General features: G+C 33.4%; 14 protein-coding genes. 7 read left to right on the forward strand and 7 right to left on the reverse strand.

All coding sequences use genetic code 11. The features are described 5' to 3' along the window. Nucleotides 1-22 precede the first annotated feature (22 nt). The 7 genes from GBO31_RS20435 to GBO31_RS20465 all read right to left on the reverse strand — a co-directional run bounded on the left by GBO31_RS20435 (nucleotide 23) and on the right by GBO31_RS20465 (nucleotide 7,317). Entirely contained in the window at nucleotides 23-358 is a 336-nt protein-coding gene (locus GBO31_RS20435; protein WP_219010331.1) for a single-stranded DNA-binding protein, read from the reverse strand. A 255-nt stretch (nucleotides 359-613) separates the two neighbouring features. Next, the gene (locus GBO31_RS20440) at nucleotides 614-1,852 is read right to left on the reverse strand and encodes a cation:proton antiporter (RefSeq protein ID WP_219010332.1); all 1,239 of its coding nucleotides are present in this window, start codon (nucleotides 1,850-1,852) and stop codon (nucleotides 614-616) included. 18 nt (nucleotides 1,853-1,870) lie between these two features. Next, a complete protein-coding gene (locus GBO31_RS20445) occupies nucleotides 1,871-3,826 on the reverse strand; it encodes a thiamine pyrophosphate-binding protein (RefSeq protein ID WP_219010333.1) in 1,956 nt (651 codons plus the stop codon). Between the two features lie 18 nt (nucleotides 3,827-3,844). Continuing rightward, entirely contained in the window at nucleotides 3,845-4,228 is a 384-nt protein-coding gene (locus GBO31_RS20450; RefSeq protein WP_219010334.1) for a DUF2721 domain-containing protein, read from the reverse strand. 5 nt (nucleotides 4,229-4,233) lie between these two features. Further along, complete coding sequence (locus tag GBO31_RS20455) at nucleotides 4,234-4,980, reverse strand: hypothetical protein (protein ID WP_219010335.1); 747 nt, start codon at nucleotides 4,978-4,980, stop codon at nucleotides 4,234-4,236. Between the two features lie 33 nt (nucleotides 4,981-5,013). Further along, a complete protein-coding gene (locus GBO31_RS20460; RefSeq protein WP_219010336.1) occupies nucleotides 5,014-6,624 on the reverse strand; it encodes a glutamate synthase-related protein in 1,611 nt (536 codons plus the stop codon). Nucleotides 6,625-6,636: 12 nt separating this feature from the next. Continuing rightward, nucleotides 6,637-7,317, reverse strand: a complete 681-nt coding sequence (locus GBO31_RS20465) for a Crp/Fnr family transcriptional regulator (protein WP_219010337.1) — start codon at nucleotides 7,315-7,317, stop codon at nucleotides 6,637-6,639. 257 nt (nucleotides 7,318-7,574) lie between these two features. Here GBO31_RS20465 and GBO31_RS20470 point away from each other — a divergent pair, with 257 nt between their 5' ends. From GBO31_RS20470 to GBO31_RS20500, 7 genes are all read left to right on the forward strand, one after another. Continuing rightward, nucleotides 7,575-8,621, forward strand: coding sequence for a helix-turn-helix domain-containing protein (locus tag GBO31_RS20470; RefSeq protein ID WP_219010338.1), 1,047 nt, complete (start codon nucleotides 7,575-7,577; stop codon nucleotides 8,619-8,621). 97 nt (nucleotides 8,622-8,718) lie between these two features. Beyond that, a complete protein-coding gene (locus tag GBO31_RS20475) occupies nucleotides 8,719-9,138 on the forward strand; it encodes a nuclear transport factor 2 family protein (protein ID WP_219010339.1) in 420 nt (139 codons plus the stop codon). Further along, nucleotides 9,135-11,303: a DUF5916 domain-containing protein gene (locus GBO31_RS20480; RefSeq protein ID WP_219010340.1), complete on the forward strand. Its 2,169-nt coding sequence runs from the start codon at nucleotides 9,135-9,137 to the stop codon at nucleotides 11,301-11,303. The genes GBO31_RS20475 and GBO31_RS20480 overlap by 4 nt, the downstream gene beginning before the upstream one ends. Before the next feature lie 113 nt (nucleotides 11,304-11,416). Beyond that, the gene (locus tag GBO31_RS20485; protein WP_219010341.1) at nucleotides 11,417-11,884 is read left to right on the forward strand and encodes a DinB family protein; all 468 of its coding nucleotides are present in this window, start codon (nucleotides 11,417-11,419) and stop codon (nucleotides 11,882-11,884) included. After that, the gene (locus tag GBO31_RS20490) at nucleotides 11,877-12,332 is read left to right on the forward strand and encodes a DinB family protein (protein WP_219010342.1); all 456 of its coding nucleotides are present in this window, start codon (nucleotides 11,877-11,879) and stop codon (nucleotides 12,330-12,332) included. Before GBO31_RS20485 ends, GBO31_RS20490 begins: the two co-directional genes overlap by 8 nt. A gap of 94 nt (nucleotides 12,333-12,426) precedes the next feature. Beyond that, complete coding sequence (locus tag GBO31_RS20495) at nucleotides 12,427-13,083, forward strand: hypothetical protein (protein ID WP_219010343.1); 657 nt, start codon at nucleotides 12,427-12,429, stop codon at nucleotides 13,081-13,083. Nucleotides 13,084-13,113: 30 nt separating this feature from the next. Next, complete coding sequence (locus tag GBO31_RS20500; RefSeq protein ID WP_219010344.1) at nucleotides 13,114-13,551, forward strand: GNAT family N-acetyltransferase; 438 nt, start codon at nucleotides 13,114-13,116, stop codon at nucleotides 13,549-13,551. Nucleotides 13,552-13,657 lie beyond the last annotated feature (106 nt).

Here is a 13,657-nt window from a genome sequence, read left to right on the forward strand (position 1 = left end):
GGTATCCTTATATATTGCAATTCTATTTATTTCCTAACATTAATAATTCGTGACATACGACTTCGGTGATGTATCTTTTATTACCATCATTATCATCATAACTGCGAGAAGTTAATTTACCTTCGATGGCTATTTCTTGTCCTTTACTTACATACTTTTCGATAATATCTGCAGTTTTTCCCCAAGCAACAATATTGTGCCATTGCGTGTCTGTAATCTTGTCTCCAGCTTTGTTATAATAATAGTCATTAGTGGCAATAGAAAATTTAGCCAATTTTCGACCAGAATCTAAAGAAATGATTTCTGGTTCTTGTCCTAAATTTCCGATTAATTGTACTTTGTTTTTTAATGTATTCATGACATTGTTTTTTTATTACCTGCATAGCGCAGATAGATTAGATAAAGATTATCGAGTTCTTATGTTTCGACAGGGCAAACATAGGATAGGAAGCAAGTTACACGCGGTTAGGAAGTGTTTATTTTCGGTTGTAAACGTTTGTAGTCGTTTGTATCAAGTGTAATAACCTATGTATATTAGTTCTAAGCGTAATTTTAGGAAATATGGAAAATCATTATTTTTTACAATTATTTTTCCGAACAATCATTTATGTATTTATCGGTATAGTTTTTTGACCAATTTTCCGATACTTAATCCTTGTATAAGAATGGAAAAGAAAACTACTACATAGGTGATATATAAGATGACTTCTGCAGATGGATTATCGGCTAAACTTAATGCTAACGCTAGTGAAATTCCACCACGTAAACCACCCCAAGTTAATATGGTAACTGTTTTAATCGGGCTTGTTTCTGTGTGCTTTAATAAAGAATAGGGAAGTAGTACCGAAATAAATCTTGAAAATAATACGATGAATATGGCTATGATTCCTAAAGTTAGATGTCCGGCATCAAATTTTAATAAATGAATTGCCAATCCTATAAGGACAAATAAAATACCATTAAAGATATCATCTAGAACCTCCCAGATGTCATTCATTAGTTTTCTGGTTGGTCCTTTATTGGTGGCTACGTTTAATTTGTTACCAATGATCATTCCCGCAACTACCATCGCCAATGGTCCAGAAACGTGAATCAGCGATGCTAGCGAATATCCACCCATCACAATTGCTAAACTGATCATTACGGATAATTGTGGGTTTTCTTCTACAGATTTTATGCTGTGGTATCCTATAAACCCTAAAATGATTCCATATACAATTCCGCCGATTGCTTCTTCTAGAAATAGCTTTCCAATTTCGGCACCCACAGATCCTTCTAGATTCCCTTCCATACCGATAAGAATTAATATTCCAGAAAATACAACAACTCCAATACCATCATTAAACAAAGATTCTCCTTCGATTTTAATTCCTAAGCTTTTGGCAATATTGGCTTTTTTCAGAATTGCCATTACCGCAATCGGATCTGTTGGAGAAATAAGCGCTCCAAACAATAGCGCATGTAACAAAGGTAATTCTAGCTGAAGTAATTTTGCTGCTCCAAAGGTTAATCCACCGACTAAAAAAGTGGAAATGAGAACTCCCAATGTGGCAAACAAGATAACTGACCATTTTTCTTTGGAGAGTTCTTCGATATTTACGTGTAATGCACCTGCAAAAAGAAGAAAACTTAAAATACCATCTAGTAATAAGGTTTTAAAATCAGAATTGGCGACCATGTTACAAAAGAATTCATAAAAATCCGGAACAATACTTTTGCTAAGTGTAATGATGATTACGGTACATAAACTCATAATCATCAGACCAATGGTAGCTGGCATTTTAAGCCATTTATAGTTGATGAAACTAAAAAAAGCTGCTATTGAAAAAATAATACTGAAGGATTGTAGCATCTTCTTACACTTTTACAATTAAATAAGATTTACATCTGTAATGATTTCTAATAAAGCTGGACCTTGATGATCTCTTAATTTTTCCATAGCTGGAATAAGATCTTCTAGTTTTTCAACTTTAATTCCTAAAGCTCCACAGTTGTTGGCAAATGCAGCAAAACTTGGATTCTTTAGTGAAGTTTGCCAAACATCCAATTCTGCAGCCCTTTGTTCCTTAGATATTTTACCTAATTCAGAATTGTTTAATACCACATGTTTAATATGCATATTGTATTTTACTAAGGTGGTAATTTCAGCCAGATATTGTCCTAAACCACCATCTCCAGATACCGACCAAATAGGTCTTTCATGTCCTTGTGCTGCCCAAGCTCCCATTGCTGCTGGTAATGAAAAACCAATAGAGCCTAAATATCCAGACATTAATATGGATTGATGCTGAGGTTCAAAATACCTTCCAAAAGAATAGGTGTTGTTTCCAACATCAACAGCAATTACCGCATTATCGGGAGTTACTTTATTCATAGCATCAAAAACGGCAATAGAACTGATTCCTTTAGCGCTGGAATCTTCTAACCTACTTTGTTTTTCTTCTCTCCAGATTTTCCAACGAGTTGCAATTTCATCTCTATGATCTATACTTTGCGTAGCACCTTCTGTTTCTTTTCGAATTACTTTTAGAGTTTCTGAAATCTCTCCCCACAATGCACAATCGATTTTATGAAACTTACTCAACGCCATTGGATCGAAATCAACTTGTATGATCGGTTTTTTTGGAGTGATACCTGTATGATTCGAAAATGAAGCTCCAAAAACTAATAATAAATCACTTTCGTTCATAAACCAAGAAGCAATTGGAGTTCCACTTCTTCCTAAAACACCACAACCTAACTCATGTGTATCGGGTATTAATCCTTTCCCTTTAAAAGTGGTAATAACCGGACAGTTTAATGTCTTGGCATACTCGATAATGCTATTCATTTCGAAACGAGCTCCATGACCTACTACGATAGCGGGTCTTTCTGCTTTTTTGATCATCTCAATTGCCTTATCTAACATTTCTTTTGGAGGAGAAATATTAAAAGGAGTAATTCTATTTTCAGGAGTCTGAGCTTTTTCTTTTGCAGGTTTAGCGGTAAAAGCGACTTCATCAGGGAAGGTAAGATGTGAAACATCTCTTTTTATCAAAGCGTGTTTTAACGCCAATGCCATAAGTTCGCTATGATTGGAATTCAAATGAACTGCATGATTAAATTCGGCAACTGTATTAAAAGCTTTTACCAAATCTACTTCTTGAAAAGCTCCTGTTCCTACTACTTGAGTATGTACTTGACCAGAAAGTGCTAATAAGGGTACTCGATCGACTTTTGCATCCCACATTCCGGTAAACATATTCGTAGCTCCTGGTCCTGCAATTCCAAAACAAGTTGCTGGTTTTCCTGTGAGTTTGGCATATCCAGAAGCGGCAAAAGCTGCGGCTCCTTCGTGTCTGATTCCAAAAAATCGAAGCTTCCCTAGTTTTTCCTGTCTTCTCATAGCATCTGCAACACCTAAGTTACTATGACCCACCATTCCAAAAACAGTATCCACACCCCAGTTTACCATAGTTTCTATCATTACATCAGAAATTGTTTCCTGATGTTCTTCTTCTTTAGGAATGCCTACATAAATTGCATTATCTTCTTCTTTGACGTCAAAAGTTTGTATCCCATCATCATAACCTCCAGGAGGTAATCCTGTACAAGGATGAAAATCCCAACCATGCCAAGGACAGCGAAGCATTCCGTTTTCAATAGATCCTTCTCCCAATGGACCTCCTTGATGTGGACAACGATTATCCAATGCAGAATACTTACCTTCGAAATGTGTTAAACAGATTCCTTGATGTCCAGCAGTTACTGTTTGTACTCTACCTTCCGGAAGTCTGTCTTTATTGTCTAATACTTTATACCAGACGGTTTCTTTTTTTTGAGTCATGATTGTGTTTTTAAGCGGTTAGCATTTGTTATGAAATTGATCTTGTCTGATTTTTACAGCCTTGAAAGAATATACGATGAGTGCAAAAAGCCCTAATAATGCGCTAATAATTCCTGTAATAGTAATGTAAATTGCAGAGTCGAAATTACTTTCAACACTTTTATAAATTCCAGAGACTAATGCTGCGATCACAAAACATGCTACTGCTATGTATAAAAATACCATAGCACTGTTTAATAATTTAAGCTGTTTTAGCTTTCGCTGAATCAGTATTGGACTAATTCCCTCCTGATCTATCATCCCTTTGATCTCTGATGAGAGATTTACCAAAAGATTGGAAGTAGATAAGATTAAAAGTCCTATACCTGGAATAATGGTTGCAGGAATATACCAATGTTCCATAGTTATTAACTTTTGTAGGCAGCAAGTGCTTCGTTAAAGAAATAGACACCTTGTTTTTCGTCAATTCCAGTAATTGGTAATACAGCTCCTTTAAACCCATCATTTTTCCAAGTACCTATTGATAACTCTTTAAAAGAAGAAGTATTCATACCATCATGTCCGTGATATCCACTGATATAGAAATAATAATCGTCTATCATCGTATCTGGAATTGCCATTCCCAGACCAATTGATATTCCTGATGAATCCTCAATAGGAGCGAAAGCACCTGTATCAAAATGATGTGGCCAAATCCTAATTTCTGAATCCAGATGATTAGTTTTCAGAAACTCTTCTAAAACAGTATTTGCTAAGATTCTTTGCTCTTTTAGTTTTTGTAATGTTGAAGTATCTTCTAAGTTGAAGATATACTCATCTGTTATTTGATAAGGTAATTCATAATGAAGATCATATGTATAGGGTTTGGATAAGTTACTTTTTGAAGCCAAGTTATTGACCCATTCCAAAACTTCCTTATGAGTTTTGCCATTTAATAGAAGTGTTGTGATGGAGTTATTATCATTCCATTCTAGTCCAAAGGTTTTATAATTAAGGGAAAGGACAATAGGTTTTTGATCTAAATTTCTTGTAAATAAGCTTTCCTTTTCGATAGAAAAACCAAGATTTGTATGACTGTCATCTTCTTTTTTATCTACAAAGGAGATTCCAGCAGCAGCAAGATATTGAGCAGCTAAGTGCAATTGAGTTGTCATAGTTTTGTTTTATGAGTTTGTAAAGTGTAGGTTTTATAAAACACCTGCATAATTGATTCCTGTTAATTGATGCATGTCTCGATCAAAAGTTGATAAATCATTATGATTGAATTTTGAAATATCATCATATCCACAGGCTCTTGCTACTACTTTAATAAGGTCATTAGTAGCTTCAAAATAGTTGCACAATTGTTTCGCTGAAGATTCAATGATTAATCTACTTCTTAAGGATTCTTTTTGAGTGGCAATACCTACCGGACAATTATTACTTCCGCAAGCTCTCATTCCTAAACATCCAATTGCTTGCAGTGCCGAGTTAGAAACAGCAATAGCATCAGCTCCTAACATCATGGCTTTGGCAAAATCTTCAGCGATTCTCAATCCACCAGTAATGATAAGGGTCACATCGGTTGCACCTACTTTATCCAAATATTTTCTGGCTCTTGCCAAAGCTGGAATTGTAGGAACATTAATATTATCTCTTAAAATGGTAGGCGCAGAACCAGTTCCACCACCGCGACCATCTAAAATAATATAGTCTACACCTACATCTAGGGCGAATTGAATGTCTTTTTCTATATGACTTGCAGCGATCTTAAAACCAACAGGAATGCCTCCTGTTTTTTCTCTAACTTGCTCTGCAAAATCTTTAAAATCCTGTACTCCATGAAAATCAGGAAATGTAGCTGGAGAAATTGCAGTTTGCCCTTCTTGTAATCCTCGAACTTCGGCAATTTCCTTACTCACCTTAGTTCCTGGAAGATGTCCACCAGTTCCTGTTTTTGCACCTTGTCCTCCTTTAAAATGAAAGGCTTGTACTTTTTCTAATTTATCCCAAGAAAACCCAAATTGCGCAGAAGCCAGTTCATAAAAATATTTGGTATTACTTTCCTGTTCTTGTGGTAGCATACCACCTTCTCCTGAACAAATACCAGTTCCTGCCATTTCTGCACCTCTTGATAATGAGATTTTAGCTTCTCTGGATAATGCGCCAAAGCTCATGTCACTAACAAATAAAGGAATGTCTATGCTTAACGGTTTTTTAGCCTTTGGGCCTATAATTACTTTAGTTGCTACATTTTCATGATCTAGTAATGGTCTGCTGGCTAATTGTGCTGGTAAAAATTGTATATCACTCCATTTGGGAAGCGTATTTCGATCTACTCCCATTGATGAAGAAAAACCATGATGGCCTAGATTTTTTAACCCATTTTTTGCAAGTTCTTTGATATATCCTGTATACGGTTCTGTATCTTCAGGATGTGTATCTGCATACGCACCTAGGTATTCATCTCGATTAAAAGGTTGTGGATGTTCTTCCAGGTAGGTATTGATTTCTATTTCATCTACGTATAAAGTTCCTCCTTCAATGTTAGTGCTAAATTTATGTAGTACTTCGTTATTATTATATTCAGAAACACCAGTGTCATATCTATAATCCCAGCCGTGTACGCCACAGATGAGATTATGACCATCGATATGGCCATCGGCCATGAGTGCTCCTCTATGCAAGCATCTTCCGTATAATACAGATATTTCTTCATCAAACTTGATAATTACGAGATCAAGTCCGTTGACTAATGCATGTAAGGGTTTTTTGTTTTCTAAATCATTAATTTGAGCAATTGCTACTGGTTTTTTCATGTTTAAAGTTAATTATGTATGAATTGTGTGTTGTTTCTTATGAATTAAAGTGATCGTTTGAGTATCATAATCGATAATACCTTCTTTTCTTAACTTACTTAATGTGTTGCTTACCGTTTGCCTGGAAGTATTTGTTAGATTGGCAATATCCTTATGGGTTAGTAGGTTTTTGGCGACTAAACTTTCATTCTTCCGCTCTCCAAATTCGTTTATGTAGTCAATAATGAATTCTTTAATTCGGGTAGTACTATCCTTATATAACAGATCTTGTAATCGTCTTTCTAACTTTTTAATGCGAAGACCATAAACTTTTAGAACTCCATTTTTTAGAGATGTATGTTTCTCCATAATAGTTTTCATTCTCGCTGATTCTATATAACATACAATGCAATCTTCTATCGCAATTGCCTCTTCTTCAGAAGCTTTTTCTTGATCATATAGCGATAATTCTCCAAAGATGTTTCCTTTTTTTACGATGTACTTTACCGTTTTACTATTACTGTCAATAATCTTAACAGTACCTTTTTTTAAGAAAAAGATGCTTTTACGATCGTCTTTGAGAAGTTCTATAACAGATCCTTTATTAATGTTTTCCATCTCTAGAATCTCGCACATGCGCATCATGGTAATTCTTCCTAGTTTGTTGAATAAATTAAAACCTTCGAGAAACCAATATTTGGTGTAAGTGTTCAATATGTGCACGGGTTATGTTAGTACTGTTAAATTTAAGGAATTTTAGCTGTACTTGATTTTACTAAATTATCAGAAGTTACTTTAGACGACAATTTGCAATATTTTAATATGTCTACACTGTTCTCATTTTTTAATTAAAGTCAACTTTTATTCATTTAACAAAGCCGTTTTAGTCTTTATTTAGAATTTCATATTAGTAAAGCAAGCAACATTTTTTCGGTTTGTATTTTTAATATATTTGAGCAATAGTTTTTTATATGACTTTCGATAATCCTATTTTATTTCTTTTATCCTCATTAGGTGTTTTTAATGGTTTTCTGATTAGTCTTTACTTTCTTTTTTTTAGTAGGCAAAAGAGAGTTCAAAATTTCTTTTTAGGATTATTACTATTAATGTTGAGTATCCGCATCGGTAAATCGGTTTATGTTCTTTTTGGAGGTGAAAGGGATCGATTAATACTACAGGTCGGACTATCTGCCTGTTTTCTGATAGGAGTATCCTTATATCACTATATAAAGGCCTGTATCGAGAATCGTAAGACAATTCCGCGTTCTTGGATCATTCATATAGGGTTACTTTTTGTAATTGTTACAGTAATAGGAATTATTCGGCCATATACGAAGTATATAGATTTCTGGAATTCGTATTTCGTAAAGTTTATATATGGTACTTGGGGTATTTATTTGTTACTATCAGGCTTTTTGTTGAAAGATGTTATCAAAAAGATTTTTCATAAAAATGTAACCACTTTAACTTCTGAGTTATGGCTTTTTGCAGTATTCATGGCAAATGTTCTGATTTTTGCAGCCTATATGATTGGTTACTTCTATTTTTATTTGATAGGAACCATCACTTTTTCTGCAGTATTTTATGGATTGATTATATTTTTATTATTTAAGAAAAACAGAGATAATATTTTTCAGGATATTCCCGAAAAATATGCCGCTAAAAAGATTGAAGATAAAGAAGCTTCCGATTTAATTGCACAATTAACGAGTTTGGCTAGAGATAAACAATTGTATAAAAATCCAAACGTAAAGCTCAAAGATTTTTCTTCAGAAATCCATATTTCTTCTCATAAACTATCACAATTGCTCAATGATAATTTAGGTAAAAGCTTTGCTTTTTTTATCAATGAGTATCGTATCGAAGAATCACAACGATTATTACGAGAAAATAATAATTACACATTAGAAGCCATTGGTTTTGAGGCAGGATTCTCTTCTAAGTCCAGTTTTTATGCAACTTTCAAAAAAATGGTAGGCGTAACTCCAGCACAATATAAAAAGCAATTTTCGGAATAAATTCCTCCAAGTTTATAATTCTGTACAATTGAATTATAACTGAAGAATGGATTTTTAGAGGAACATATGATGTTTACAAAAATTTAAACGTCATATTATGAAAACACCCATTTTTATTTGCATTGCATTTTTTTCTTTGCAATGCATCTTTTCACAAACTGATAAAGAACTTGTAGAAAAAACCATCCAGAATTATATAGATGGTAGTTCTTATAATCGGCTTGATACATTAAAAGATGCATTTGCGGATAATGCTACTTTATATCTTACGGCCAGAGATACTTTTAAGATTTTTACTCCATCTGAATATGTCGGTTTTTTTAAAAATAGAAAAGTAGGAGAGTTTAATGGAAGGATAGGGAAAATCCTTTCGTGCGAAGTCTATAAAGATATTGCTACTGCCAAAGCAGAAATTTCTAATCCAGAACAAAAATGGGTTTATATAGATCTTTTTCTTTTAAAGAAGCTAAATGGAGCCTGGAAAATTATTAGTAAAACTGCAACTCGATTACAATGAAAATGATGCGATTATTCTTTTGTGTAATTATTGTTTTTGTGATTTTTAAAGGTTGGTCTCAAGAGCGTAAAATTGTATTTAAGGAAACTAAGATTACTATTGATGGAATTTTCGATGAACCCATATGGAATGAACTGCAGGAGCATACTAATTTTTATAATTATCTGCCTACTGATGAGGGAATAGCAGACAATCAAACAGTAGTTAAACTATTTCATGATCAAACCAACTTATACATGAGTATTGTTTACAAAGATACTGTAGAAAGAACTCAGGTAAGTACCTTAAAAAGAGATGTTCCACTTGGGTTGAGTGATGGTTTTGTAGTGGTTGTCGATGCTCAAAACAAAAAACAAAATGCATTTTTCTTTGCCATTAATTCATTAGGAAATCAAGGAGATGGTCTTATTGGTCGAACTAATGATGGATATGGTATGAATTTTAATTGGAATGCTGTTTGGCAGTCAAAAACAATCTTAAATGGAACCGATAAGCAATATGAATTGGCTATTCCCTTAAAGTCCTTAAATTTTGATCCTAATAACCCTGTTTTTGGAATGCAATTTTATACCAGAGATATTAAGAATAATTCCTGGACGATTCTTAAAAATGTAAAACGAAATTATCTGAATTTTGATCTGCGATTTACAGAGGAGTTTTTGGTAGAAGCGTTACCGAATACTTCAAATTCACGTTTTGCTATCACTCCTTCAATAGCATTAAATTATGTAGAAAATGTTGTTTCAGAAGAAGATGAGGTTGTTTTTAAACCTAGTTTAGATTTGCAATATAATTTAACGTCTTCTTTAAAAGTTGATGCTACTATCAATCCTGATTTTTCACAGATTGATGTGGATCAGCAAGTAACCAATTTAACTCGTTTTGCGATTAATTTTCCGGAACGAAGAAATTTCTTTTTAGAAAATGGTGATTTGTTTTCGAATTTAGGAGTGCCTGGCGTGAATCCTTTTTATTCCAGAATTGTAGGGTTGGAATCTGATATACAATTTGGGTTAAAATTATCTGGAAATGTAACGCCTTCCACCAGAATTGGTGTCTTGGATGCACAAACAGAAAATGATGGAGAAATTAGATCACAGAATTATGGTGTTCTGGCAGCCGAACAACAGCTCTCTAAGAACTTTACAGCTACTGGTTTTTGGATTAATAGGCAAGAAACAGATCGATTAGAGTTTACAGATGATTACAATCGCGTTGTAGGATTGAATCTGAATTATAAATCGGATAATAATAAATGGATAGGACTGGCCAATTATGGAAAAAGTTTTACATCAGACATATCAGGAAAAAATAACTTTTATAATGTAGGACTATGGTTTAACAAAAGAGGGTTTGCTTGGAATGCAGGAGTTCGAAATTTGGGAAGAAATTATATTACCGAAGTAGGCTTTACGCCTAGATTATTCAATTTTGATGCTATTAATAATGTTACCATTAGAGAAGGGTATACCCAAACCACTGCAGGAGTGGAATATCAGAAGTTTTATGAGAACTCGAAAGTATTAAATAACATACGATACTTGAATTTTAGAAATAACACTTATTTCGATGAGAATGGAGATATCAATCAATCTTCCTTCTTTCTGAATTCAGCGGTGTTTTTCAAAGATCTATCTGCGGTTTACTACGTAATTAATTATGATAGTGTTGACCTAAAATATGGATTTGATCCTTTGGGTAATGGAAATTCTGTAGTTCCTGGATTGTATAAATTCGGAATATTAAAAATAGGATATAACTCTGCCAATAATCAGAAATTCAGATATCGATTTAATGTGCAAAAAGGTACTTTTTATGGAGGAGATAGAGAAGTAGCGGGTGCGTATGTAAATTATCAATTATTGCCTTTTGCTAACATAGAAGCTTCTTATGATGTAAACAGAATAGATCTAGATGAATTAGGAGAAGAGACATTTCATTTAGCTCGATTTACCGGAGAGATTTTCTTTAATAATAGATTAAACTGGACAACTTATGTGCAATACAATACTCAAGGGGAAAATCTAAATATTAATAGTCGATTACAATGGGAATATCAACCACTATCTTACATATATCTGGTAGTAACTGATAATTATAATGAACAGATTTCCAGAAAAGATTGGGGAGTTTCTTTTAAAATAAATTATCGATTGGATATTTAGAATTCCATTATGTTTTCTAAAGTGAACTTTTAACAAGGTTCTATGATTTTTATCTGTCATTTTTTTAGCAAAAAAACTATTTTTAGCTATCATTAATTTTGTTTTATATCGTGATGAGAACAAAGCAGATTGCAAATCGATTTAGAGAAGTAGTATTGAATGGTCGTTGGATTGCGAATACCAATTATAAAGATCAATTATCTAAAATTAGTTGGGAACAAGCGAATCAGAAAGTAAGTGATTTAAATACCATTGGGTTACTTACATTCCATATCAATTATTATATAGAAGGTGTTCTGAATGTATTGAAAGGAGGAGCTTTGGAAATTCGGGATAAGTACAGTTTTGATGCTCCGCCAATTACTTCCGATACGGATTGGCAGGCTTTACAACAGAGACTATATGATAATTCTGAAAGTTTTGCTGACTTAATAGAGCAAATGTCAGACGCACAATTAGATGAAGTTTTTGTAGATGAGAAGTATGGGACCTATCAAAGAAATATTGATGCAATGATTGAGCATGCCTATTATCATTTAGGACAAATAACATTAATAAATAAAATGATATCCAATGAATGATTCTATTATCGACATATTAAAAACAATCTTCGATCGCGATCTAACTAAGTTAAAAGCAGAAATTAACGCCTATTCTAAAGAAGAAAATTTGTGGATAGAAACGAAAGAAATTAGTAATTCTGCAGGAAACCTTTGTTTACATTTGATCGGAAACCTGAATACGTATATTGGAGCAGAATTCGGAAATACCGGATACATAAGACAAAGGGATCTCGAATTTTCTTTAAAAGATGTACCCAGATCAGAAATGATTGCTAGTATTGATGAAGTAAAAGAAATCGTAGACACCGCATTGGATGAGATTACACCCGAAGATCTTCAAAAAGAATACCCTAGAATACTCATGGATAAAAATCCGAGTACGCAACGATTTTTGGTACACCTTACTACGCATTTAACGTATCATTTAGGGCAAATCAATTATCATAGAAGGATATTAGACGTTTAAAGACTGAACTGTTAAATAAAATAAATATAGTATCTTCATAATAAATCCCCGTTTGTTATGAAGTCTTTTTATGTCTTGATAATTCTTGTGTTTTGTGTTGCTTGTTCAACAAACCAATCCATCAAACGAAATTGCCATTTCTACTACTACATTTTCAGAAGGTCAAAATGCATTACGTTTATTAGCACTGAAATCTGATGATGTATTGTCTAAAATGGACATAGAAAAAGAAGGGTTTAAGGCTTTTGCCGGCGATCTAGTGGTTCTTGAAGCAGATTTTTATCTTAATTCAATAGAGAATATTGAAAACTTACTTTTAATAGATCTGGAGTGTTGTTCGTGTTGGGATCCAACAGTGAATGATAATCAATGTCCAGGAGTTCGTTTGATGATGTCCGGAGGAAACGATTTTCTGGCGATTGAAAGAGGTAAAATCTCAGCAACTAATTTACAACAAACATCTGTGCAATTTCCCAGAAATGAATGGGTAACCGTTCGATGGGAATTAACCCTTGCAAATACTGATACAGGTGTCAATAAATTGTCGATCAATGGGAATGAGGTTATAAACGACAATGGTATGAATATGCCAAACGCAACTATTTTTAGAGATGTATTTGCGCAAAACGGAATTGATTTTACGTTGCAAGAACCAGTGTTTTATGAAAGAATCCAAGTAGGCGCCACTGCAAATCCTACAATGGAGGACATAGAATTGTTTGTGGACAATTTTTCCATTAAAATAAACTAAAATGTTTTGTTATCAGGAAAGTAACTTAGTATGATACGGCCTTATACTCCCAATGATACAAAAGAATTAGTTGAGGTTCTTACACTAAACATACCCACTTATTTCGATCCTAAAGAAATCTATGATTTCAAAAACTATCTAACAACATATGGAAGCACATATTTTACGATTGAATCCGATCAAATAATAATTGGAGGTGTAGGTTATAATATTCTTGAGGAAAAGAATGTTGGTCAGATTACGTGGATTTTTTTTCATCCGGATTATGCTGGTAAAGGTTTTGGAAAAAGAGCTGTAACACATTGTTTGTCTATTTTAAAATCAAATAGTGAGATAAAAAAAGTAACGGTTAGAACCTCCCAACTTGCCTACAGTTTTTTTGAAAAATTTGGATTTACTCTCAAAAGAATTGAAAAAGATTATTGGGGTTTAGGATTAGATTTATACGAGATGGAATTAAAAATTTAATCTGATATATTATATAGTTTTTTTCGTAAAATTAATTGTGTTTTCTTTTGATCATAACTACCAGTAATACTGTATATTTAACCTGTGATATTCTAAGAGGTTTTTG

It is taken from the genome of Aquimarina litoralis, assembly GCF_019295435.1.
In the GTDB taxonomy this organism is placed as follows: Bacteria; Bacteroidota; Bacteroidia; order Flavobacteriales; family Flavobacteriaceae; genus Aquimarina; species Aquimarina litoralis_A.

Excerpts from the sequence above, each read along its gene's own strand:
- GBO31_RS20435 (WP_219010331.1), bottom strand. The coding sequence starts at position 358 with ATGAATACATTAAAAAACAAAGTACAATTAATCGGAAATTTAGGACAA.
- GBO31_RS20440 (WP_219010332.1), bottom strand. The coding sequence starts at position 1,852 with ATGCTACAATCCTTCAGTATTATTTTTTCAATAGCAGCTTTTTTTAGT.
- GBO31_RS20445 (WP_219010333.1), bottom strand. The coding sequence starts at position 3,826 with ATGACTCAAAAAAAAGAAACCGTCTGGTATAAAGTATTAGACAATAAA.
- GBO31_RS20450 (WP_219010334.1), bottom strand. The coding sequence starts at position 4,228 with ATGGAACATTGGTATATTCCTGCAACCATTATTCCAGGTATAGGACTT.
- GBO31_RS20455 (WP_219010335.1), bottom strand. The coding sequence starts at position 4,980 with ATGACAACTCAATTGCACTTAGCTGCTCAATATCTTGCTGCTGCTGGA.
- GBO31_RS20460 (WP_219010336.1), bottom strand. The coding sequence starts at position 6,624 with ATGAAAAAACCAGTAGCAATTGCTCAAATTAATGATTTAGAAAACAAA.
- GBO31_RS20470 (WP_219010338.1), top strand. The coding sequence starts at position 7,575 with ATGACTTTCGATAATCCTATTTTATTTCTTTTATCCTCATTAGGTGTT.
- GBO31_RS20475 (WP_219010339.1), top strand. The coding sequence starts at position 8,719 with ATGAAAACACCCATTTTTATTTGCATTGCATTTTTTTCTTTGCAATGC.
- GBO31_RS20480 (WP_219010340.1), top strand. The coding sequence starts at position 9,135 with ATGAAAATGATGCGATTATTCTTTTGTGTAATTATTGTTTTTGTGATT.
- GBO31_RS20485 (WP_219010341.1), top strand. The coding sequence starts at position 11,417 with ATGAGAACAAAGCAGATTGCAAATCGATTTAGAGAAGTAGTATTGAAT.
- GBO31_RS20490 (WP_219010342.1), top strand. The coding sequence starts at position 11,877 with ATGAATGATTCTATTATCGACATATTAAAAACAATCTTCGATCGCGAT.
- GBO31_RS20500 (WP_219010344.1), top strand. The coding sequence starts at position 13,114 with ATGATACGGCCTTATACTCCCAATGATACAAAAGAATTAGTTGAGGTT.